This window comes from Kitasatospora sp. NPDC003701 (assembly GCF_053587085.1).
In genome coordinates, this window is sequence record NZ_JBSFNM010000063.1 from 1 (window position 1) to 21317 (window position 21317).

The following is a 21317-nucleotide window of genomic DNA, read 5'->3' on the forward strand; positions in this document are numbered from 1 at the left end:
GATCGGAGAAGAGCACCGGATCAGCGAAGTACTGACCGTTGAGCAGATGTGCCCGCCGCTGGGGGCCGCCGTGCTCGGCCTGCAGTGCCGCGAGGCAGGGCCGGACCGTCAGGAGGCCGCGGCCCGGTCCTGGGAGTCGAGCTTGGTGAAGTCGACGTCCAGGTGCGGCTCGTACGCCGCCGGGGCTGGTCGAGCTCGTGAGTGAAGTACTCGCCGAACCGCATGATGTTCTCGGCCAGGTAGGGCGAGGCCTCGGCCAGTACTCCAGTATGACTTTGTGATCTTGCACTGAGTGTGACCGGGCGTCGCCGCGGACGGGTGGTCGCCTTGGTGTGCGAGGCGCCCAGGGAGCCGTTCCGGTTAACCTCCCGGCATGGAGCAGGACTACCCTCTCGTTCGCGACGCGTTCCCCGATCTCATCGCCGAGCTGATCACCCTCTTGGAGGACGAAGACGAGCATGAGTTGGCCGTTCGCGTCCGGGATGTTCGACTCGTCGCCCGATGCGACTGTGGCGATGACTTCTGCCAGAGCATCCGAACAGCCGCCCACCCGAAGGGGCAACCGTACGGTGAGGGCCATCGATGCGTGCCGCTCCTGCCCTCGAAGGGCATGCTCGTCCTGGACGTCGTGGACGACCGGATCATGTACATCGAGATACTGGACCGGCCGCCGATGAACGACCAGCACGGCCGGACCGGTGGGGCGGGGCTGGCAGTGCCCTCTGCGGGGGCGATCTTGGCGATCACTCCCGCAGAGGTGCCGCGGCGGCCATGCCTCGGGGATGAGGGCGCCCGCTACGACGTGGTCCCCATCGAGCGACAGCCCGTCAGGGGCAGCGGCGTGCGCGGCCGGCCCACCACTTGATCGCGGGCCGGTCACCGGCTCGTGGTGCGGGGGGAGACCGGGATGGGGGTGTGAGCCGCGAGGGCGAGCGCGGGGTGTGGAGGCGCGGTGGGTGGCGTGCCCGGTGGTGTTCGGCGGTGCTGAGTCTGCGCAGGAGCATTCGCCGAGCGGAGGTGGCAGGTCGGACGGCAGCGTCCTGCTCCGCGTCGAGCAGCCGGTCGCCGGGGTGGGTCTACTTCTTGCCGTTGTGCTGTTGCCAGATGGGGTTGGTCGCAATGGCCCTGATCTGGTCGAGAGTGAGGGACGGGGTGGGGCGGCCGGCCTTCGTCCTGCCCGTGTTGTCGTGGACCGCGGTGTTGTATGCCTGCACGACGACCCTGGTGCCGTCGGGGTGCAGGATGTCCGCCGACCACCGGACCGTCTCGCTGCCGGATGCCGGCGCCTGCTGGACCACCAGCCTGCTGCCGTCCGGCAGGGCGGTGGAGTGGTCGTATCGCGGGTCGGGTGCGCCGGCGGGTTGCTTGGCGACGTAGACCTGTACCTCGCCCTTGCCGTTGCCGTCGTCGACGTTGAAGCGGGCGAAGCCCTTGTCCGTCGTCGCGTCGGCAGCGGCGAGGCCGGAGGGCAGCAGGGCCGCGACCACGGTCAGGACCTCGTCCCCGCCGGGTTGGGCCTCCGGACTCGGCGGCATCGCGTCCGAGTTGGACTGCGTGGACTGCGTGGGCTGCGCATCGGGATTGGACTGCGTGGGCCGCGCGTCAGTGGTCTGCGAGACGGCGAGCGTCGGGGGGACGGTGGTCGAGTCCGCCGCCACGCTGAGAACGCCCGGCCGGGCCGGACCGCCGAGACCGACCGCGAACACACCTCCCACGCCGACCACCGCCACCGCGGCGACGCTTCCCGTGAGAACGGCCATCCGGCGGCGGCGCAGCGTGCGACCGCGGGTGGCGATCTTGTCGAGCCGGGGTCCGGTCGCCGGCCGGAAGCTTTGGCCGACCGTGGAGAGGGCGTTTCCGAGGGCGTCCTCGAAGCGTGGGTCCGCCTGGTTTTCCTCTGTCATGGGTGGTGTGCCTTTCGGTCCGTCGGTGATGGCTGGGGGTGTCAGTGGGTGATCAGGTCGCCGAGGCGGTCGCCGAGCTGTGACCGCAGTCGTCCCAGCGCGCGGTAGCTCTGTGTCCGGACTGCGCCTGAGCTGGACCGGAGGATGTCGGCGGTCTCCTCGATGCTGCGGTCCTCCCAGTAGCGCAGGACGAGCACCGCCCGGTCCCGTTCGGAGAGCTGGGCGAGGGCGTGAAGCAGTACGAGCCGCAGGTCGCTGTCGCCCGCCGAGCCGGCGGGCAGGTCGGGGAGTTCGCCGACCGGCCGCTCGGTGCTGCTGCGTCGGCGATGGTGGGTGAGGAACTGGCGGACCAGGACGGTGTGCGCGTAGACGCTCGGGTTGTCGATCCGTTTGCCGGTGGAAATGCCCGGCAGCCACGTGGTGCGGCGCCATATCGCGTGCATCCGCGCGAGTGTCTCCTGCACGAGGTCCTCGGCGAGGTGGGTGTCGCCGCCGGTCAGCATGCAGGCCGAGCGGTACAGCTGATCGAATCGCCCGAGGGCGAACTCCCGGAACTCGGTGTCCTCGCTCTGGCGGGCGGCACTCCTGCGGCTCATCGTCATCCCTCGTTTCGACACCCTTGCAGGTCCAAGGACGCGATGACCCCCAGCGGGTGTCACACCTGATCTCGGATGAGTTCTCGGCCATGCCGCTCGGAAGCCGGGCACCAGCCGGACAAGGAAGCCGCAGGGCGGGCCGGGCGCAGCGGAACAGCGGGCCGAGCCGGCAGGTTACCGCCGGGTCACTCCCCCGAACCGGACCGGGTTGCGCCTGGGGGGCGCTTCGGCGGACTCCAGGGCGGGTTGCCCCACACCGACCTCGGCCGGGAACTCACCGCGGCCGCGCGGAAGCGGCCACTGCCCGGCTGGGCCACCGACGCCGGCCGCACCGAAGACACCCGGCTGCGCCAGGCCCGCCAGCCACTACTCGAACCCATCGCCCGCCGCCACCACGTCGGCCCGGCGCCGGTCGCCGGCACCGAGCGGCCGTGGTGACAGCCCCGGGCAGTGAACAGGAGAACGAGCCGATGACCAGTCAGCTCCCCTGCGACCTCACCGCCGTCCAGCCGATCAGCGGCGGCATCAACGCACCGCTGAACCGCACCCGGCCGGCCGAGGTCCGTCCGGAAGAGCGGGCCGGGTAGGTGGCCCGGCCCGGACGGGAAATGGTTCCGGCCGGACCGGGAGTAGGCCCGCGCCCAGGTGCAGCGCACCGGGTCCGGGGCGCGGTGCGGTGAGCCGGTGCCGACCGAGAGGATCCGCCCCGTTCCCGCGCCTGGGCCGCGGTCGGAGGGGGGTCGGGCGGACGGTGCGCGGTGTGGCGGTGGTGCCCGGGCAGGGCGACGGGCGCCCGGTACGGCCGCAGGAGGCGCGGGAGGTGGGCTGCCCCAAGTGCGGGGTGGACGCCGACCAGTGGTGCCCGGGCCGGAGAGCACGGTGGGGGTGGTGCCTTCCCGCTCGTGCGGGTGGTCCTGGTGCTGCCCGCGGTTCCTTGGTGCAATGGCTGTCGTGACGACTCCCTGGATGGTCCATCGCCCCGAGTTCCTGCGACTCACGGATCTGCTCGACCCGGCGGTGTCGGCGGCCAGCACGTTGTCGACGTGGGACGCGGGCGAGTGGGAGATGGCTGTCGGAGATCTCGCCGAGCAGTTCTCCGACTACCACACGCCGCTGCTGGCCGCGGACCGGGCGGCCGTCCTGGCGCTGGCCGAGGTGTTCGGCGTGTCGGCCAAGGTCGCGTCGGCGCTTCGCTGGTGCCCCGACCCGCAGGCGGACACCGAGTGGTGGTGGGAGGTCGAGGACTCGCCCCGGGCCGCAGCCCTCGTGGGCGAACTCCGCCGGGAGGTCGCACCGGGTCACCTGCTCCACGGCATCGCGCTCACCCCCTGGCTCGAGTGCGGGGCCTGCGACGACGTCCTGGTGCGCCTCGACGACGAGAACGCCCTCGTCGGCACGACCCCGTATCGGGTCGCCGTCGTCCGACCGACCTGGTCCCACGGCCCCGAGTCCCCGCCATGGCCTGCAACGGCCGTCTTCGACCAGGCGCTCGACGCCCTCGACCGGCTCGAGTCCTGCTTCCGCACCGCACCGCCCCAGGTGTGAAGCCACCGCCCCGGGCGACCGCAGCCGCCCGGTCAGCCGAGGCGATCGGCGAGGTCGTTCGCGCCTGGTCGTTCGGCCTCTTCGATCCGGGGGCCCGGAGCGGGTGACGGTGAATCCGCTGCTACTCAGGGCCTCCGTCCACACCCGCGAGTCGAACCATCGGTCGATGTCCGGTACCTGGGTGGTGGTCCCCTTCATCCAGGCCCGCCGGTCGTGCCCGACGGGGCCGCAGGCTGCCTTCGCGCCCTGGGCAGCCGTCCTCGGCGTGGATGTGTCCGGCCATCCACGCGTGGACCGACCGGTGAGCACTCTGTTTGAGCCCGAGGGAGATTGCGCCGTCCCGTCGACGGCATCATCAGCGGCTGAGTGTCACAGCTCCTCCAGCTGCTCGTCGAGGCGCTCGCGGTTGCGCCCCCGGTTGAAGTAGTCGGTCCAGTCGGCCCATGCGGGATCCGCAAGGATGGCAGGGACGAGGTCCTGGAGGCTGTTCCGTTCCCGCCCGAGCAGCTCCCCCGTGAGTACGACGGCCACGACCACCGGCGTGCCGGCCGCAGCCATCGCCCGCTGCACGGCGGGCATATCGGTGCGGCCGAGCAGTTCGCGGTAATGCTCGACCCACGGCTCCAGCCACCACTGGCTCAGCTCCCGGGCGTCGGCGCCGTCGGTGCCGTGGAACGTCTGGGCGAGGGCGACTGCCAGGCGCTCGACATACTCCGCGTCCGTACCGGGGATGTCCGGGTACTCCTGCGCGAAGTGCTGCCATTCCACGCCCAAGTCGGTGATGGTGGCAGGCCGCACGGGGTGCAGGGCGTAGTGCGGCTCGGCGGCGAGGAAGGCGTCGCGCAGCACCTCGTACCGCAGGTGGCAGGACTCGGCGAGCAGCACCGCGTCATAGAGATCCTTGCCCTGCGGATGCATGTCGGTGACCAGCCACATGATCTTCCAGGCCAGCGAAAGCTCCGGTGTGACCGCGTTCAGCGTCGCGTCGGCGGAGAGCGGGAACGGCTCGGGTGCGAGCGGCAGTCGCTCGTTGAACACGAAGTCGAGCTGCACCACGCCGCCGGGCATGCCGTCGGCCGTCCACGGCAGGACCAGGCGCCGCCCCGGGACCCGCTCGTAGGTCCAGATCTCCTCGCTGACCGCGTCCGCGGCCTCGAAGCTCACCGGGCCCGCGCCGGCGGCCTGCTGGGCCGCCAGCGCGATGCCGTCCAGCATCGCCGTGGTCCGCTCCTCCTCGATCCGCCAATCGTGGGGAACGACGACGAAGTCCAGGTCTCCCGGCTCCCGGGCGTCGTCACCGAACCAACCCTTGAGCAGCACACTGCCGCGCAGCACCAGGTGGTCGGCCCACTCGGACCTCGCGATGGCCGTCAGTACCAGGTCCAGCGCCGCCCGCCGGGCGGCATACCAGGCAGCGCCCACCACCGCGTCGGTGAACCGGGGGTCAGCGGCACGGTAGGCGTTGGAATGCTGCTTGAGCGCCGGATCGAAGATCGGCCGCTGCACCACTCCCTCCTCCCGCACCGGGCGGAGCGTCAGCGGCACCCCGAGGCCCACTCGCCGGCTGTCGTCCAGCTCGGTCCTCGGCACCTCGGAGGCCTGCCACCCGAAGGACTCCCATGTCGGCGTCATCTCTGCGGCCCCTCCCCTATCCACCCGTCGTCGACGGCGATGTTGCTGTCGTACACCACGAACTCCCGCTCCACGGACACGATCTCGTACCCGGCGCCGGACACGGCACCGACCAGCCGTTCCAGCCGCTCGCCGGCGGCGTGCAGACCGACGCCATAACAGCGCTGGGTCACGAACCGCTGCTGGTGACCGTCGTCCACGACCCGCCGCGCGTTCCAGGACACATGAGCGCCATGGCCGCTGACCAGGGCTGCCATCGCCGCGCGGTCGAAGTCCGGCTCCACGAGCACCTTGATGTGGTGCTCGAAGTGAATCGCCGGGCCGAGTCGCGCCGCCTCCACATCCGATCGCGGCACCCCGCGCGTCCAAGGCGCCGCCTCGATCTTCACCCGAACCGGCTCGAAGCCCGACATGCGGAGCTCATCCGCCACCGCCAGCGCCGCCAACCGCTGCTCCGGAAAGGTGCCCGCCCCACGGAGCGTCACCATCGGTTGCGAGGTCATCCGCCCCCTCGCGAGCACGATGTGCACGAAACCGACGCCCCTGCCCGCTGCCCACCGTTCCAGCCTGCGCACCGCCCCATCGCCCTCGCACTCCACGGTGACGTGCGTCTCGAACTCGCCGACGAAGCTCTCCGCAGCGATCGGACGCTCGGGTGTCCTGGGAACCAGCAGTGCCATGACCACGATCTTCCCAACCACGGCCGCCCAAGGGAAATCCATTGATCACCAGGCCGCAGCCACTATCTGGCGGGCACCAGCGGCTCTCCTCCACGACATTCGAAGGCGGAACGCGCTGACAGCCGAAGGGGTGGGCCGGGCGCGGCCTCACCCCTTCGCTCACTGTGCTACTTTCGCGGCCGCCGAACGGCCGCACCCGGCATGCGCCGAACCGCCGAAGCGGTCACCGGCCGCGCAGCGCCCGGACGAGCGGCAGCACGGTCTCCCCGTGCCCCAGATACTTCACGGCGTCGTGGTGGTTGATCCCTCGGTTGCCGACCTTCCGGGTCGCCGCCAGCAGGCCGTAGGGGTCGTTCACGATCTTCTCCAGATGAAGGGTGGCGACGAAGAAGTCGTCCGGATCGGCGACGTTGACCCATTGGGAGATCCTGGGCGGCATCGTCAGCGGATGCGGGCGCAGCTTCTCCTTGACGACGGTCCGCAGGCCGAGCGGTGAGCCGAAGGTGACCAGGAGCGGCAGCGGCCGCTCCAACCGGTGCAGCGCCTCGTAGGCGACGACGGTGCCCAGGGAGTGGGCGAGCACCACGCGGGTCTCCGGGCCGATCTGGGTGAGCAGCGTCTGGGCCGCGGCCTCCCGGACGTCCGCGTCGTCGAGGTAGGCAGCGACCTGGCTGAAGTAGGAGATGCCGTTCGCGCTGAGCGTGTTGAAGCCGGCCGCGGCCAGCGGCCGGACCCGGCCCAGCGCCCCCAGGAGCAGACGCGCCACCTCACCGGCCCCCTGGGCCGGTCCCAGCTCTGCCCGGAAGAGTTCGAGCTCCCGGGTGGCGTCGTTGCGGTCGGCGGAGTCGCTGCCCCGCTCCTCGACATTGACCAGCAGGTCCTCGGCGGTGGTGGACAACTTCTCCACCTGGCTGTCCGGAATCAGCCCGGCCTCGGCGGCGGCGACGTGCGGGGTGAACAGCGAGCGGTAGTAGGCGACGGAGGTGGTCAGCGTACCGTCCGCCAGCTCGTCGGCGAGGTCCTCCGCGTCATGGGTGCGCAGCGTGGCGCTCAGCGCGCCGGTCCAGGCGGAGCGCAGGTCCTCCGCGGACTCCCCGAGTGGTCCCATTCCGTGCACGAGAACGATGTCTGCCATCTCAGCCCCCCTTTGGTCGGTCGGTCTCGGTCGGCATACCCTTCATCATGACGTGAGTCACAGTCAAATGCTGGCGTGTGCAGGGGGTTTGTCGGATGAGGTCCGAGAGTTCGAGGCGGCTGGCACTGGTCGTCGCGTCGCAGTCCGCGGCGGAGGCCGAGCTGGAAGGGCTGGAGGCGCTGGCGGATTCCGTGACGACGTCGCTGTTCGACCCGGACCGGGGCGGCTGGGCGGCCGCCGAGGGCACTGGGCTGCTGATCAACCCCCGGTCGGTGGCGGAGGTCGAGCGCGCGGTGCGGGCCGCCGTCGAGCGGGCCGCGGGGTGTCGAGCCAGCCTGTTGCTCGTGTTCCTCGGGCACGGGGCCCGTTCCGCAGCGGGGGATTTCCTCTTCCTTCTGCCCGACAGCGGCAGGCCGGCGACGGCAGGGACCGCCTACCCGCTCGCCGCCGGGCTCCGGGAGGCGCTGCTGAGCGAGGACGCACACGGTTTGGAGCGCCTGTTCGTGATCCTCGATGCCTGCGCGTCCGGGTACGCGGCCGAGGAGGCCGCCCGCAAGCTGTTCCCGCTGGCCGTCCCGGTCAACCGGAGCATCGAACTGGTCACCTCCACCGACGGCGGACTCGCCTACGACCTCGCCTTCAGCCGGAGGCTGGACGAGATCCTCGACCGAGGGCACGCGCGGCTGCCCGCGAGCCTGGACGCGGACGCGCTGCGCGAGGTCCTGGTGAAGGCCCCCGCCCAGCGGCCACAGGGGACCCGCCATGACAGTCGGCAGGAGAAGCCGAAGGACGGCGACCGGGTGGCCCGCAACGTGGCCCATGACCGGAAGTACAGCCTGGTCGCCGCGGCCTCGGTCGGCCTGTCGAGGTTCGCGCACTTCAGGCTCACCAAGCAGGTGGCCGAGGTGGCGGCCGCCGCCTTCGTGCGCCGCGTCGTCGTGCTGGAGGATGCCCTCGGGCGGGGCAAGACCACCCTGCTCGCCTCGCTGACCCGGCGTGAACTGCTCAAGGACACCGAGGTTCCCCTGATCGCGGCGTTCGTCTCCCTCAACGGCGGCATGTACGCCGACCGGGTGATGGCCGGCCTCAGCCTGCTGCTCCGCGACTTCCTCCCGGGGTTCGCCGAAGCGGTCGCGGAGTTCGAGCGGGCCGTGCCGACGGCGGAGCGCCAGAACCTCGCATCGGCCGAACGGCACGTCAGCGGGCCGCTGCGTCATCTGACGCCGCTGGTCCGGGCCGCTGACGGCACCGCGGCCCCGGTGCGCGTGATCATCGACGGCCTCGACCAGCTGGCCGGCCCCTTCCGGCCGGGCGTGATCGCCGAGATCGGCCGGCTGCTGGAGACGTCCCCCGAATGGTTCGGTGTGATCATGGCAACCCGGTCGGGCCCGGTCCTCCCGCAGGCATGGCACCGGAAGACACTGCCGCCGGTCTCCGGTCAGGTCCTGAGCGAGTACTTCGAAGACCGGGGCGTGGACGAGGAGCACCGGACGGCCCTGGTCGAAGTCGCCGCGGGCAACTGGCAGATCGCCAACCTGCTGGCGAAGCACGGCCAGACCGGGGACGTGGACACGCCCGGCCTCACGCAGCTCTACGACCAGGAGCTCGGCCGCGCAAGGAGCTCCGTCCCCCCGCACTGCTTCGCCCGGGTCGACCCGCTCGTCACGGTCCTGGCGGCCGCCGGCGCCGACGCCGTGCTGCCTGTTCCGCTGCTGCTGGACGCGGGATCCCGCCTCGGCGGCCCGACCGTCCCCGAGGACCTGGAGGCGGTGCTCACGGAACTGGCAGGCCTGCTGGTCCGCCGCGACGACCCGGCGGACGGTCCGCTCATCGGCGTCGACCACCCGAGCTGGGTCGAACACGTCCGGGCACACGGCGTCATCGGTCATCCTGGGGGCGAGGCGGCCGTCATGGCCGGGCACGGCGCGATCGCCGACGCGATCGCCGCCCTGGCCCCGATGGAGCGGCACGACCCGACGAGCCCGCTGCACCGATACGCAGCGACAGCCGAGCCGGAGCACCTGTGGCAGGCCGAACGGTACCCCGAGGTGATCGCCGCCCTGGAGCACCGGGCGTCCGACGATCCCGCGGCCAACCGCGATCTCTGGCTCGCCTGGGCCGTGCGTCTGGCCGAGGCTCTGGGGCGCTACCGACCGCTCACGCTGACGGCCCGACGCCGGGCCGCCTATTGGGCCGGCAAGGCGGGCTCCTACGAACGCTCCCGCGAGCTGTACGAGGCCGTCCTGGCGGACCAGCTCCGCGAATCGGCGCCGGAGGATCCGGAGGTGCTGGACAGCCGGCACCGGATCGCCTACGCAACCGGCCGGCTCTCCCAGTTCGCCCGTGCCATCGAGCTGCACGAGGCCGTCCTGGCGGACCAGACCCGGGTGTTCGGCCCGGACGACCGGCGCACCCTGGAGACCCGGCACCACATCGCCTACTGGACCGGGCGCGGCGGCCGCCGGGCCGAGGGCCTGGCCCAGCACGAAGCCGTCCTTCGTGACCAGTTGCGAACGCTCAGCCCCCTCGACAAGGACGTGCTGGAGAGCCGCCACTACATCGCCTACTGGTACGGCCAGGAGAACCGGCTGGCGGAAGCGCTGGACATGCACACCCGGCTGTTGGAGGACCGGACGACGAAGTTCGGGGCCGGCAGCGAGCAGGTCGTCTACAGCCTGATGAACATCTGCCTGTTCACCGGTGAGAGCGGCCGGATCCAGGAGGCCGTGGCCGGCTACCGCGAGCTGCTGCCGATGGCGGTGCGCCACAAGGGGAGCGACCACCCCGACGTCCTGTTGATCCGCTTGAACGAGGCCCGCTTCGTGTGGGAGGCCGGGGATCCGGAAGCGTCGCTGCGGCTGCACCTCGCACTGTTGGGAGACCTCCTCAAGGTCCACCGGGCCGACGAGCCGCGCGTGTCGATCTGCCGCCACAACATCGCGATGGTCCGGGCGGAGACGGGTGACACCGCAACCGCCCTCGCCGAGCTGGACGCGCTGCTGGCAGAGCGAGTCACCCGTTACGGCGCGCCCGACCACCGCGAGGTACTGATCACCCGGCACGGGCTGGCCGACATCGGTGCGCGGGCGGCCGGTCCCGAGGAGCTGCCGGAACGTGTGCGGGAGCTCCGTTCGGTGCTCGCCGACCGGGAACGAACCCTCGGGCCTCAGCACCGGGACACCCTCCTCACCCGGTCGGTGCTGGCCGGCGCGCTGGCCCGGGGCGCCTCAGGCCCTGGCCTCGCCGAGGCGGAGCGTCTCCTGCGGACCGTGATCGATCAGCAGGCCCGCGTCCGGGGCGGGCAGCATCCACAGACCATGGCCTCCCGATACACGCTCGCCGACCTGCTGCTGCGCACCGGACGGCAAGCCGAGGCGAAGGCGATGCTGAACCTGCTGCTGCCGGACCAGACCGCGGTGCTGGGTGCGGACCACCCGCAGACCAAGCAGACCTGGCTCGCCCTCTCCTGACCGATCGACGCGGCGCGCCACCCGGGCCGGCACGGCCGACGGCCACAGACCACCCCGCCCCCGGGCACCGCCTCGACAGGCCGAGCTCTCACCGGCCCCTGACCTGCGCCGATGCCCGAAACTTCACCGGTGCCTCGGACCGGAACCCGCCGCCCTCCCGGTGGAACTCCTCACCGCAGGTCAGAAGAGGTGCCCGAACTCGGGATCACCACTGGCACCACGCGGTCGTCGGGAGGCTCGGAAGGGCGCGGCCGGTCACACCTGTTCCAGGTACGCCTTCAGCACGGTGCGGGCAGCTTGCCCGGGCGCAGCCCCGCTCCGGCAGGAGGCCCTCAAGGGCGGGCAGAACCGGCACCAGCGGCCCGGCTCGGACCGGCCGGAGCTGGGGGGTCAGCGCTGCGAGTGTTGCCTCCACGCGCCCAGAACCGAACATTCAGCCGTGCGAGTGGCCGCCTGGGCCAACGCCCGCAGTGGCACCAAGCCCGTCACCTGGTTCCCCGCCGCCCTGATCGAATGGGACACCCCCATCGAGGGACGGCCCGGCCCCGCTGCCACCGAAGCCCCAGCAGCACAGCCCTGGTGGCGCCAGATCTTCCAGCTGACCAAGCCGAGCCGTTTGATCGGGCTCTTCGGCCGATCCCTGATGACGTGGGCGGATCTGGACGCCTCCTCATTGCTTGGCGCTGTGCCCCAGGTGACGCAGTGCAGCGCGCTTACCAACCCGTTGGCGCAGCTCAGGGCGTGGTCCGCTCGCCCTTGAACCAGGCCCGAACTTCCTCCTCGTTCGGCCAGACAAGGGCCACGATGGCCACCACCAGCAGCAGAAGGCCGAAGAACCGAAGCAGCAGCAGGAGCGGCAGGGCGAGGCCGAGTGCTGCCCAGCCGTAGGCGCGAGCGGAAACCCTCACATTGGGCTTTTGGGTCGGAAACTGTAGAGCGGTGAAGATCCCCCAAGCAGCCATCGCCAGCAGGAGAACTCCGGCAAAGGAGACGAGTCCGGCATGCGCTTCACCCTGCGTCCGGCAGCAGTGCTGCGAGACCCCGTCATTACCCCAGACCGATATGGCCACCGATAGGCTGTTGGTGACCAGGAACAACCCGGACACCGCCTGAGCGGCACCAAGGACCGTCATCAGCACACGCAGCCTCCGTACCAGCGGGGGCATGCCCTCCTCCCGCCGAGGACCTGGACCGGGGTGTCCGGGCCGGTCCCCACCGCCGCCGGAGCCACCCGCCGGGAGCCCTTCGTTCTCCGGACGATCCCAAGGCCGCCTGTTGTCCGTACTCATCGCATCCCCCGCCCTGAACGGCCGCGTACTCCTCGCGCAATCGTCCGGCGCCCCGCAAGCACTGTCCAGACCGTCCAACGGCAGTGCCGTCCTGATCACCCATCGGTGAAACGACGCTGAGACTGGTCAAACTTCGGTGAGACGGGTCCTCGCACACTGAGAGAGCTACGAGCAGGTGAAGCTCCTGGTTTGGCCTCGGTCAGCCGTTGCTTCTCGTAGCGTGTCTCCTGTCGGACGGCGAGCGCGCGGGAGCTGAGCGAGGCACTGGCAGCGCGAGCATTGGTCGACAGCTGCTTCCATTCCGGCCTCCGTCAATGGCACGAGCTGGCCACGCTTGTGCGCACCGGTGAGAGCCGGACGACCAATGTGGTCAGCGGCGGCACCTTTCACGGACCGACCGTGTTGGGCGAGAACATCTCCGGGGGCTCACTTTCACCACGTATGCCCCGTCGTCCGCCCCCGGCGTCGGCTCCCCATCGGACGAGGAAGAGGGCCGCGCACCGCATGCCCAGTAGAACTGGAGCCAGTGCAGCCGGTCCCTGACCCTACTCGGGAAGCCGTCCCCAGAGTCCTGCCAGGAGCTGTGCGCGGTCATGCTCCCCCAGCTCCCGCAGGACGGTGATGACGGCTTTCGCGGCGTACAGCGTGTCAGGGTGGTCGTCGCCCAGCGTTCGTCGGTATCGCATCAACGTGTCCTCCCCGACGGCAAGTGCCGTCCGGTGCTCGCCGACGCCCCGCAGCATGCCCACCAGGTTGGAGGCCGCGCGAAGTGTGTGCGGGTCATCGGGGCCGAGCGCCCGCCGACTCCGTCGCAGGACGTCCTCGCACAGATCCCGCGCCTGCTGGTGCGCACCCGTTCCGCTGAGACACCCGCTGAGGTTGCTCGCGACAATCAGAGTCAGGGTGTGTTCCCTGCCCAATGCCCTCTCGCACCGGGGCAGGAGGTCGGCGAACCGGTCCCGTGCCTCCTCGTACGTGCCCAGGCCGATCAGGAACCCGGCGAACCTGTTGGCCACGGCCAGGGTGTCCGGATGGTCCTCACCGAGTGTCGTGCTCCAGCTGGCGTGGACTTTGCGGCCGAGAGTCGCGCCGGGCTGGTACTGGCCAGACACGTATTGGTAGCGCAGCACCCGGATGAGCAGGGAGCGGAACTCATCCGATTCGTGGCTGCGGAAGTCCGGACGGTTGAGCAACATCCGTACGAGCGAGGCGAGCCTGCGGTACTCGGGCCAGGAGGCCGGGAGGTCCGGATCGCTGGCCGAGAGCCCGGCGTCCAGGGCAAGGGCCTGACGTCGGAGATCGTCCGGGTCATCGTCCCTGAGCCTGCTCGGCGGCCTGGTGGTGGCGCCGCCGGCCGGCGGCCCGCCGAGCAAGGCGGGCCGGGTGGGCGGTGGGTACGTCGGAGGTGTGCCGGTCTCCCAGATGGATGTGGGGGACCCCGACTCTTCGAGAAGGAGGGACGGGCAACCCTGCTCATGATCTAACACACAGCCCGAGCGCAGCACCGAAGGCTCACGGCCGTCGAACAGCGCGGCCACGGGGTACACCTCGAACGGTTCCCCGTTGTTGTTGATGACCGTGGTGCCGCGGCGGCCCGCGCAGGTCCAGTCGAGCTCCAGCTGCCACGAGATCTCGTGCTCGCGGGTGATGGGCTCGAACCAGAACTGTTCCACGTCGATGGCACTGATGGAGAACGGGAAGTCTGCGCCCTGAGGCTGCAACTGGGGCGGCTGGACGTCGAAGTCGGTGGTGAAACGCCGGGGTTCGACCTTCCCTCCGATCCGGAGCTGTAGGCAGGCAGGGCGTGGTGTCCTGCGGGCCAGTACGACAGGTCGCGCAGCGTCGAGGACCACCGCCCGGTTCGTCCGGGCCTCCAGAGTGACGATGTGAATCGTGCCGCTGGGCACCATCACCCTCGGCGGATCGGAGTCCACCACCAGATCCGCCAAGGTCCCGCCGGGGACCAGCCGAACGGAGGCGATCACCGGGTCGTCCAAGGCGCCCGGAGTGTCGCCGCCACTCTGGTTGAAGGTCACACCGCCATGGACCGTGCCCACCATGACGGCGTTGCCGAAATGGCCGCCCGAGATGTAGTTGCCGTCCTTGAGAGGGGCGGGGACTGCGTCCTCGGGTCCCCTGCGGACGGCCTCGTGGTCCCCGCCGTTGCCGTCACCAGTCGCCGACTGATCGTGCTCGCTCACCGGCTCTCCCTCCGCCATGAGGCACCCAGCCTATGGCGGAGCCGGACGGGCGGGGAGTGAAACCGCGAAGACCGTCGTGGGGGCCGGCACCGGAGCACGGTCGGACCAGCGAAGCCCGGGACAGGGCCGAGCCCCGGGTGGTGGGCCTCGGGTGATGGGCCTCGCTACGCGGGCGCACGCCTTCGAGATCGTCCCACTGCCCCTCCGGGGCTCACCTTGGCCGGCCCCTCCACAGCGATGCTTCCGTCCCGCCGTATCGCCCCGCGGAACGAATCTCAGGTGGACCTGTCACTGCCCGGCTCACCGAACGTCGCTGTGACGTGATCCGGCGAGACGGGGCACCGGGTGTGTCGGGAGCGGCGGCTAGGGTGCTGGGTCATGGACGCTGATGATCTTGATTACCGGGCCCGGACCATGTCGGGCTGCATTCCCGCGTCGCTGGTGACCAGGCTTCTGGAGCTCGGCCACGAGCGGGAGGTGGAGTCCCAGGCCGGGCGCGGGGAGTGGTTCTGCGCGCTGGAGTGGGCGCGGCTGCTCGGTGACCGACGGCAGTACGAGCAGGCACTGGCCGTGCTTGATCCGTACATCGCGACCGGCTGGTGGCCGGCCGCCCGGGCTCGTGCGGAGCTGCTGGAAGGCTGGGGCAGGGAGCACGAGGCGATCGAGCTGTCCCGCCCCTACGCGCAGGCCGGCGACCGGGTGGTCCTGGAGTTCTTCGCGCGTCTGCTGGCCCGCCACGACCGGGCTGCCGAGGCGCTTGCGCTGCTGCGGCCCGGGATCGCGGACTGGTTCATCGCCCAGGCCCTGGTCGACGTCGCCGAAGCCGCAGGCCAGGACGAGGAGGTCGCGGCGCTGCTGGAAGCCCGGATCGAGGCCGCGGTCCCGGCCTGCGACGATCCCGACTGTCACCGGCTCCGCCTGGAACCGTCCAACGCGTTCGGCCTGCTTGCCACGGTCCGGGAACGACAAGGCCGCGTCGACGAGGCGATCGCTCTGCTGCGCCGCCGGGAGGTCACGTCGGTCAACGGCCGGGACGCGCTGGCCGACTTGCTGGCCAGGCATGACCGGATCGGGGAACTGCGTGCGTACGCCGACTCCGAGTACCACGGGCACGCCGCGCAGAGCCTGGCCGAGGTACTGGAGACACGCGGCGACGTGGAGGGAGCGACCGCCGTCTACCGGGCCTTCGCCGAGAGGCCCCACGGCATGTGGCGCGTGGGCCATCTCCTGTCCCGGCTCCTGGTCCGGCACGGTCGCATCGACGAGGCGATCGCGGTGGTGCGCACCATGACGGACTCCCCGGGCGGCGCGGACGACTGCGTCGTCCACGCGCTGTGCACCCTGTACGCCGAGCACGGCCGTGCCCAGGAGGCTCTGGCCTACCTCGACGCCCTGAAGGAGCGGCGTGACGGTGAGGAGGAGTGGGACTTCTTCCAGATACGGCTTCCGCTCATGGCCGACTGCGGCCTACGCGATGAAGCGATCGAGCAGGCCCGGGCGCATCCCGAGGGCGGCACCTGGTACGCGGCCCGGTCCCTCTCCCACCTGCTTGCCGAGGCCGGCCGCATCGAGGAGGCCGTCGCTGTCCTCGAACAGCACCCCGGTTCCAACGACACTGTCCTGGCCCACCACCTCATCGACCTCGGCCGCGTCAACGAAGCCGTCGCTCTCCTCCAGGTCCGGCCGAGCGCCGCCCCCGACCCCGACCCCTGGGGCGGCACCTACTCCGACGAACCACCGTTCTGACCCCGCGGGCACCCCGGGCGGAGCCTCGAAGCGGATCAAGACGAACTCGGGCTCCGGCAACTGGGGCAGGGGCTGACTCACGGGGAGTCGTCGCCGACCGGTACAACCCGGAAGTAGCGCTGCCCGGTCGGCCCCGCACCGGCGGCGGCACCCGCGGCTCACCCGGTGTGTGCCGCAGCGAGGTGGGCGAGGACCGCCCCGGCGCCGTCCTCCGCGGCGATCCCGCGGGCGAGGTCCGCAGCGCGGCGGCGGTGGGACGGGTCGGAGAGGCAGGCCGTGATCGCGGCACCGAGGCCCTCGGCGGTGAGCTCCCGGAACGGCAGCGGCCGGGGGGCGACCCCCAGCCCGTGCAGCCGGGCCGCCCAGAACGGCTGGTCGGCCAGGACGGGAACGGCCACGGCGGGGACGCCGGCCCGCAGTCCGGCCCCGCTGGTGCCCGCCCCGGCGTGGTGGACGACGGCGGCGGTGCGCGGGAACAGCCAGTCGTGCGGGACGTCGCCGACGGTCAGGACGTCGCTGCCGGCGCTGCTCAGCCCGGCCCAGCCCGCCTGCACCACCGCCCGCACGCCGGCCCTCCTCACCGCCGCTGCCACCAGCTCGCTGAGCCGCTCCCCCTCCCCCGGCGCCATGCTGCCGAAGCCGACGAACACCGGCGGCGGACCGGCCTGGAGGAAGTCGACCAGCTCGGCCGGGGGCTGCCACCCGTCCGGCCGTGCGGACCACCAGTAGCCCGCCACCTCGATCCCGGGCGGCCAGTCCTCCGGACGCGGCACCACCAGCGGGCTGTAACCGTGGAAGACCGGCCGCAGCTCGCCCGCGGCCGCCGGCGCGCCGGCGGGCAGCCCGAGCCGGGCGCGCAGCCGGGTCACGGCGCCCGCGAAGAGTCCTTCCGCCCGCCCCAGCACCTCACGGCCCGCGGCGAGGTTGGCCCCCGGCCCCAGGTCGTCGGTGGTTCCCGCGTTGGGCAGCGCGAACCGTCCGGTGGCGAAGGCCGGGGTGAGGTAGGTGCCGACGACGGGGATGCCGGCCGCCTCGGCGGCGGTCCGGCTGAGCGGCGCCGGGCCGAAGGCGGTGAGCAACAGGTCGGCGCCGCCCCCGACGGCCGCCGCCACCCCGTCGGCGAGCCCGTCCACGTACACCCGGGTGGCCGCCCGGGCCTCCTCCCGCGACGCCGCCCGGGCCCATTCCCGGATCAGCTCCTGCGGGTCCCCCGGCACCGGCCGGAAGCCGAGGCCGCAGCCGCCGACCAGTGCGGCGAAGGACGGGTGAGCGGCCACGGCGACGTGGTGGCCCGCGTCCAGCAACCGCCGTCCCAGACCGGTGAAGGGGGCGACGTCCCCGCGGGAACCGGCGGTGATGATCAGAATCCGCATGCGGCGATTCTCCCTGAGCGGACCACCCCGGTCACGGCTCGGGACACAGATCGGGACGCAGATCGGGGCATGGCTCGGGGCACAGCTCGGGGCACGGCTCGGGACACGGCTCGGGGCACCGCTTCCCGGAGCGGCACCGGCCGGACCGGACCGGCCCGGTCCAATCCGTTGCGGCGCCGGTCTCCGAAGAGGTCATGACCAGCCACCGGACGGCACGGGAGGAAGACCGATGGGACACCACACCACACCGACCGGACGACGAGCACGCGGCGACGACCGGGAAGGCGGCGGCTGAGATGCCCCGGGAGAGCGCAGCGGACGTGATCGTGGTGGGCGCGGGCCTGGCCGGTCTGGCCTGCGCGCTGGACCTCACCGCCGCGGGTCACGAGGTCCTGGTCCTGGAGGCCGCCGAGGACGTGGGCGGCCGGATGCGCACCGACGTGGTGCAGGGGTTCCGCCTCGACCGCGGCTTCCAGGTGTTCAACACCTCCTACCCGCAGGTCCGCCGCCGCTTCGACCTCGCCGCGCTGCGCCTGCACCCGTTCACGCCCGGTCTCCTGCTCGCCGACGGGCGGCACGCGCAGCGGCTGGTGGATCCGACCCGCCGGCCGGCCGAGGCCCTCGGGCTCCTGGCCGGCGGACCGCTGCCGCTGCGCGACCTCGCGGCGCTCGGGCTGCTGGGACTGTGCGACGCGGCGCTGCCGGCCGGCGTGCTCAAGCGGGCACCGCAGACGAGTACCGCCCTGGCGCTGCGGCGTGCCGGGGTGTCGCGGCGCACCGTCGAGGGCGTGCTGCGGCCGTTCCTGGCCGGGGTGTTCCTGGAGGACCGGCTGGAGACGTCGAGCCGGATGTTCCATCTGGTGTGGCGCAGCATGGTGCGCGGGAGCCTCTGCCTGCCGCAGGAGGGGATCGGCGCGGTGCCGCGGCAGTTGGCTGCCCGGCTGCCGCGGGGGTGGCTGAGGTGCGGCTCGCCGGTGGAGGAGCTGACGGCGGACGGCGTGCTGCTCGCCGACGGGACGGCGCTGGGTGCGCGGGCGGTGGTGGTGGCGACGAGGGCGGGTGCGGCGGCGCGTCTGCTCCCGGGGCTGGAGCTGCCGGTGGCGCGGGCGGTGACGACGTTCCACCACGCGGCGCCGGTCAGCCCGTTGGGTGAGCCGACGCTCGTCGTGGACGCGCGGCGGCGGGTGCTGAACACCGTCGTCCTGTCGGAGGTCGTGCCGGGCTGCTCGCCGGACCGGCGGGCGCTGGTGTCGACGTCCGTGCTGGGCGTGGGGGCGGACGAGGGTGCGGTCCGGCGACGGGCCGGTGAGCTGTACGGCGTGGACACCGCGGACTGGGAGTTGCTCCGCGCCTACCGGATCGCCGAGGCGCTGCCGGCCGGGCCGGCGCCGCTCCCGCTCAGCCGGACAACGCGCTTCGCGCCGGGCCGCTACGTGTGCGGGGACCACCGGGCCACGGCCTCCGTGCAGGGGGCGCTGGCCTCCGGCGCGCGGGCGGCGCGGGAGGTGGCGGCGGACCTGGCGGACCCGGCGGGCCGGGCCCGTCGGGCGGGGCCCGCCCGCTCGGTCCGCTGACCGTCCCGGGCCGCCGGCCGCGGGTGTCCGGGCCGGCGGGCCGCGCGGCGCGCCGCCGGGACGGAAACGCTGCACAAACGATGCGACTGGGCCCGCGGTGTCGAATCGCTGCACCGTGGAACGGTGACTTCGCGAACACGGACGCGTGATGACCTGCCGGCCTCCCGGCCTCCCGGGACGGCCGGCGGCGCCGGGCCGGGGCCCGAGGAGCTGCGCCCGCTGCTGGCCCGTTCGGCGCGCGGCGACGACGCGGCCTTCGAACTGCTGTACCGCGCGGTGGCCGGCCCGGTGTACGGGCTCGCCCTGCGGATCCTGCGCAGTCCGGTGCACGCCGAGGAGGTCGCCCAGGAGGTCCTGCTGGAGGTGTGGCGCACCGCTGCGGCCTACCGGCCCGAGCGCGGCACGGTGATGACGTGGGTGCTGACCATCGCGCACCACCGCGCCGTGGACCGCGTCCGCTCCGCCCGGGCGGCCGTCGAACGCGAACAGCGCGTCGCCTCCCCGGAGCCCGCGGGGCACGATCCCCTCGACGAACAGGTGGTCCGCTCGCTGGACCGCTCCCGGGTGCGGTCGGCACTCGCGGGACTCAGCGTGACGCAGCGCGAGGCCGTGGTTCTGGCGTACTACGGTGGGTACTCGCAGCGGGAGATCGCGCACCTGCTGGACGTGCCGCTCGGCACCGTCAAGACCCGCATCCGCGACGGCCTCGGCAGGCTCCGGACCGCGTTCGTGCCCGATCCGGCCCGTCCGTTGCCGGAGCCGGCCCGTCCGCTGCCCGACCCGGCCCGTCCGTTGCCGGAGCCGCGCCCGCACCGGAGGCAGGCGCCGGGAACATCCGAATCAGCGGGAGGACACCATGGCTCTCGACCGACCGCTCGCCGCTCCTGAGCGGCCCGCACCCGCTCCCCCGCCCACCGAGACGCCCGAGTGCGAGGCGTCGACCTGCGCGGGCATCTCGACCCCGGAGGCGACCGAACTGCACACGGCCTGGCCCGGCTGGGTCCCCCTGCTGGTGATCGCCGTCCTGGTGGTGTGCTGCGTGGGCTTCGCCGTGGGGAGGATCGGCGGATGGTGACACCGCTGGCCGGGCACCCGGACGCCGCCGGGGCGGGCCTGCCGACCGGTGGCGTGGCCCGGCGCCTGGGGGTGTCGCCGACGACGGTCCGCTCGTGGGAACGGCGCTACGGCATCGGTCCCGCCGCGCGCGAGGCCGGGCACCACCGGCGCTGGAGCCACCAGGACATCGCCGTACTGGAGGCCATGTGCCGGCTGACCGCCCGGGGTGTGCCACCGGGCGAGGCCGCCCGGGCCGCGCTGGCGGGGCGCCGCGCGGAGGCCGTGGAGGCAGCGCAGGCCGTGGAGACCGCCGAGACGGTGGTGACGGCGGAGCCCCCCGGCCGCCCGGCGCTCGACGAACTCCGCGCCGACGCCGCCGGGCCGGACGTCGGCGGGCCCGCCGACGCACCGGGCGGCCGCGGTCCCGGTCCCGGTCCCGGCGGGAGCCGGGTCCTGAGGGTCGGCACGGTGCGGCCCGAGTGCCGCGGCCTGGCCCGGGCCGCGGTCCGGCTGGACGCGCCGGTGATCGACACGATCCTGCGGGAGGCCGTCGGGACGCTCGGTGTGGTCGACGCCTGGACGGAGGTCATGATGCCCGCCCTGCGGGCCGTGGGGCGCAAGTGGGCGGTGGACGGCGAGCAGTACGTCGAGGTCGAGCACCTGCTGTCGTGGCACGTCTCCGGCGCGCTGCGCGGCGCGGCCGTGGAGTCTCCGCGGGCCCGCCCGGTGCGGCCCGTCCTCCTGACGGCCACACCCGGTGAGCAGCACACCCTCCCGCTGGAGGCCACGGCGGCGGCCCTGACCGAGCGCGGACTGCCGTTCCGCATGCTGGGAGCGGCGGTCCCGGCCCGTGCACTGCTCGACGCCGTCCACCGGCTCGGGCCGGGCGCCGTGATGATCTGGTCCCAGGACCGGCACACCGCGGACCGTGCGCTGCTGCACCAGGTGGGCGCCGACGCGTGGGGCCCGCGCGGCTCCCGCAGCGGGGCGACGGTGGTCGCCGCCGGCCCGGGCTGGATCCGGCCCCGGCCACCGGCCGGAGCCGCCAGCCCCCGCACCCTCGCCGCCGCCGTGGACCTCCTGGAGCAGGCGGTCACCACCTGACGCCCGTCCGCG

The 21317-nt window shown here is 72.6% G+C and carries 16 protein-coding genes and 2 pseudogenes; 10 read left to right on the forward strand and 8 right to left on the reverse strand.

Annotated features, from left to right (window positions below; genetic code table 11):
• Together ACWDRR_RS36665 and ACWDRR_RS36670 are read left to right on the forward strand one after the other, a co-directional pair.
• Positions 1-205, forward strand: a pseudogene (locus tag ACWDRR_RS36665) (hydroxymethylbilane synthase); the annotation flags it as partial.
• 168 nt (positions 206-373) lie between these two features.
• Positions 374-865 carry a hypothetical protein gene (locus ACWDRR_RS36670; protein WP_449776604.1) on the forward strand — a complete coding sequence of 164 codons (492 nt, stop codon included), beginning with the start codon at positions 374-376 and terminating at the stop codon, positions 863-865.
• Positions 866-1076: 211 nt separating this feature from the next.
• On the opposite strand, the gene ACWDRR_RS36675 is transcribed toward ACWDRR_RS36670, so the two are convergent.
• Both ACWDRR_RS36675 and ACWDRR_RS36680 read right to left on the reverse strand, forming a co-directional pair.
• Positions 1077-1904, reverse strand: coding sequence for a hypothetical protein (locus ACWDRR_RS36675; RefSeq protein WP_449776605.1), 828 nt, complete (start codon positions 1902-1904; stop codon positions 1077-1079).
• A 41-nt stretch (positions 1905-1945) separates the two neighbouring features.
• On the reverse strand, positions 1946-2500 hold the full coding sequence (locus ACWDRR_RS36680) for a SigE family RNA polymerase sigma factor (protein WP_449776606.1): 555 nt from the start codon (positions 2498-2500) through the stop codon (positions 1946-1948).
• 246 nt (positions 2501-2746) lie between these two features.
• Here ACWDRR_RS36680 and ACWDRR_RS36685 point away from each other — a divergent pair, with 246 nt between their 5' ends.
• Positions 2747-2938, forward strand: coding sequence for a hypothetical protein (locus ACWDRR_RS36685; protein WP_449776607.1), 192 nt, complete (start codon positions 2747-2749; stop codon positions 2936-2938).
• A gap of 513 nt (positions 2939-3451) precedes the next feature.
• Complete coding sequence (locus tag ACWDRR_RS36690; protein ID WP_449776608.1) at positions 3452-4045, forward strand: hypothetical protein; 594 nt, start codon at positions 3452-3454, stop codon at positions 4043-4045.
• 369 nt (positions 4046-4414) lie between these two features.
• Here ACWDRR_RS36690 and ACWDRR_RS36695 read toward each other — a convergent pair whose 3' ends face one another.
• The 3 genes from ACWDRR_RS36695 to ACWDRR_RS36705 all read right to left on the reverse strand — a co-directional run bounded on the left by ACWDRR_RS36695 (position 4415) and on the right by ACWDRR_RS36705 (position 7492).
• Entirely contained in the window at positions 4415-5677 is a 1263-nt protein-coding gene (locus tag ACWDRR_RS36695) for a nucleotidyl transferase AbiEii/AbiGii toxin family protein (protein WP_449776609.1), read from the reverse strand.
• Positions 5674-6357 carry a hypothetical protein gene (locus ACWDRR_RS36700; protein WP_449776610.1) on the reverse strand — a complete coding sequence of 228 codons (684 nt, stop codon included), beginning with the start codon at positions 6355-6357 and terminating at the stop codon, positions 5674-5676. The genes ACWDRR_RS36695 and ACWDRR_RS36700 overlap by 4 nt, the downstream gene beginning before the upstream one ends.
• Before the next feature lie 223 nt (positions 6358-6580).
• The gene (locus ACWDRR_RS36705; RefSeq protein WP_449776611.1) at positions 6581-7492 is read right to left on the reverse strand and encodes a hypothetical protein; all 912 of its coding nucleotides are present in this window, start codon (positions 7490-7492) and stop codon (positions 6581-6583) included.
• Between the two features lie 95 nt (positions 7493-7587).
• Here ACWDRR_RS36705 and ACWDRR_RS36710 point away from each other — a divergent pair, with 95 nt between their 5' ends.
• Complete coding sequence (locus tag ACWDRR_RS36710) at positions 7588-10962, forward strand: tetratricopeptide repeat protein (protein ID WP_449776612.1); 3375 nt, start codon at positions 7588-7590, stop codon at positions 10960-10962.
• A gap of 734 nt (positions 10963-11696) precedes the next feature.
• On the opposite strand, the gene ACWDRR_RS36715 is transcribed toward ACWDRR_RS36710, so the two are convergent.
• Together ACWDRR_RS36715 and ACWDRR_RS36720 are read right to left on the reverse strand one after the other, a co-directional pair.
• The gene (locus ACWDRR_RS36715) at positions 11697-12101 is read right to left on the reverse strand and encodes a hypothetical protein (protein ID WP_449776613.1); all 405 of its coding nucleotides are present in this window, start codon (positions 12099-12101) and stop codon (positions 11697-11699) included.
• A 695-nt stretch (positions 12102-12796) separates the two neighbouring features.
• Positions 12797-14452 carry a tetratricopeptide repeat protein gene (locus ACWDRR_RS36720; protein WP_449776614.1) on the reverse strand — a complete coding sequence of 552 codons (1656 nt, stop codon included), beginning with the start codon at positions 14450-14452 and terminating at the stop codon, positions 12797-12799.
• Between the two features lie 378 nt (positions 14453-14830).
• On the opposite strand from ACWDRR_RS36720, the gene ACWDRR_RS36725 reads away from it, so the two are divergent.
• The gene (locus ACWDRR_RS36725; protein WP_449776615.1) at positions 14831-16198 is read left to right on the forward strand and encodes a hypothetical protein; all 1368 of its coding nucleotides are present in this window, start codon (positions 14831-14833) and stop codon (positions 16196-16198) included.
• A 158-nt stretch (positions 16199-16356) separates the two neighbouring features.
• On the opposite strand, the gene ACWDRR_RS36730 is transcribed toward ACWDRR_RS36725, so the two are convergent.
• Positions 16357-17571 (reverse strand): glycosyltransferase, encoded by a 1215-nt coding sequence (locus ACWDRR_RS36730; RefSeq protein ID WP_449776616.1) that lies wholly within the window; start codon positions 17569-17571, stop codon positions 16357-16359.
• Between the two features lie 296 nt (positions 17572-17867).
• Between ACWDRR_RS36730 and ACWDRR_RS36735 the strand changes: the two genes are divergently transcribed.
• From ACWDRR_RS36735 to ACWDRR_RS36750, 4 genes and pseudogenes are all read left to right on the forward strand, one after another.
• A complete protein-coding gene (locus ACWDRR_RS36735; protein ID WP_449776617.1) occupies positions 17868-19145 on the forward strand; it encodes an NAD(P)/FAD-dependent oxidoreductase in 1278 nt (425 codons plus the stop codon).
• 153 nt (positions 19146-19298) lie between these two features.
• A pseudogene (locus tag ACWDRR_RS36740) lies at positions 19299-19865 on the forward strand (sigma-70 family RNA polymerase sigma factor); the annotation flags it as partial.
• Positions 19866-20001: 136 nt separating this feature from the next.
• A complete protein-coding gene (locus ACWDRR_RS36745) occupies positions 20002-20220 on the forward strand; it encodes a DUF6480 family protein (protein WP_449776618.1) in 219 nt (72 codons plus the stop codon).
• Complete coding sequence (locus ACWDRR_RS36750; protein WP_449776619.1) at positions 20214-21305, forward strand: MerR family transcriptional regulator; 1092 nt, start codon at positions 20214-20216, stop codon at positions 21303-21305. Before ACWDRR_RS36745 ends, ACWDRR_RS36750 begins: the two co-directional genes overlap by 7 nt.
• Positions 21306-21317 lie beyond the last annotated feature (12 nt).

Excerpts from the sequence above, each read along its gene's own strand:
- ACWDRR_RS36750 (WP_449776619.1), top strand. The coding sequence starts at position 20,214 with ATGGTGACACCGCTGGCCGGGCACCCGGACGCCGCCGGGGCGGGCCTG.
- ACWDRR_RS36675 (WP_449776605.1), bottom strand. The coding sequence starts at position 1,904 with ATGACAGAGGAAAACCAGGCGGACCCACGCTTCGAGGACGCCCTCGGA.
- ACWDRR_RS36670 (WP_449776604.1), top strand. The coding sequence starts at position 374 with ATGGAGCAGGACTACCCTCTCGTTCGCGACGCGTTCCCCGATCTCATC.
- ACWDRR_RS36710 (WP_449776612.1), top strand. The coding sequence starts at position 7,588 with ATGAGGTCCGAGAGTTCGAGGCGGCTGGCACTGGTCGTCGCGTCGCAG.
- ACWDRR_RS36705 (WP_449776611.1), bottom strand. The coding sequence starts at position 7,492 with ATGGCAGACATCGTTCTCGTGCACGGAATGGGACCACTCGGGGAGTCC.
- ACWDRR_RS36695 (WP_449776609.1), bottom strand. The coding sequence starts at position 5,677 with ATGACGCCGACATGGGAGTCCTTCGGGTGGCAGGCCTCCGAGGTGCCG.
- ACWDRR_RS36725 (WP_449776615.1), top strand. The coding sequence starts at position 14,831 with ATGGACGCTGATGATCTTGATTACCGGGCCCGGACCATGTCGGGCTGC.
- ACWDRR_RS36735 (WP_449776617.1), top strand. The coding sequence starts at position 17,868 with ATGCCCCGGGAGAGCGCAGCGGACGTGATCGTGGTGGGCGCGGGCCTG.
- ACWDRR_RS36700 (WP_449776610.1), bottom strand. The coding sequence starts at position 6,357 with ATGGCACTGCTGGTTCCCAGGACACCCGAGCGTCCGATCGCTGCGGAG.
- ACWDRR_RS36745 (WP_449776618.1), top strand. The coding sequence starts at position 20,002 with ATGGCTCTCGACCGACCGCTCGCCGCTCCTGAGCGGCCCGCACCCGCT.
- ACWDRR_RS36680 (WP_449776606.1), bottom strand. The coding sequence starts at position 2,500 with ATGAGCCGCAGGAGTGCCGCCCGCCAGAGCGAGGACACCGAGTTCCGG.
- ACWDRR_RS36730 (WP_449776616.1), bottom strand. The coding sequence starts at position 17,571 with ATGCGGATTCTGATCATCACCGCCGGTTCCCGCGGGGACGTCGCCCCC.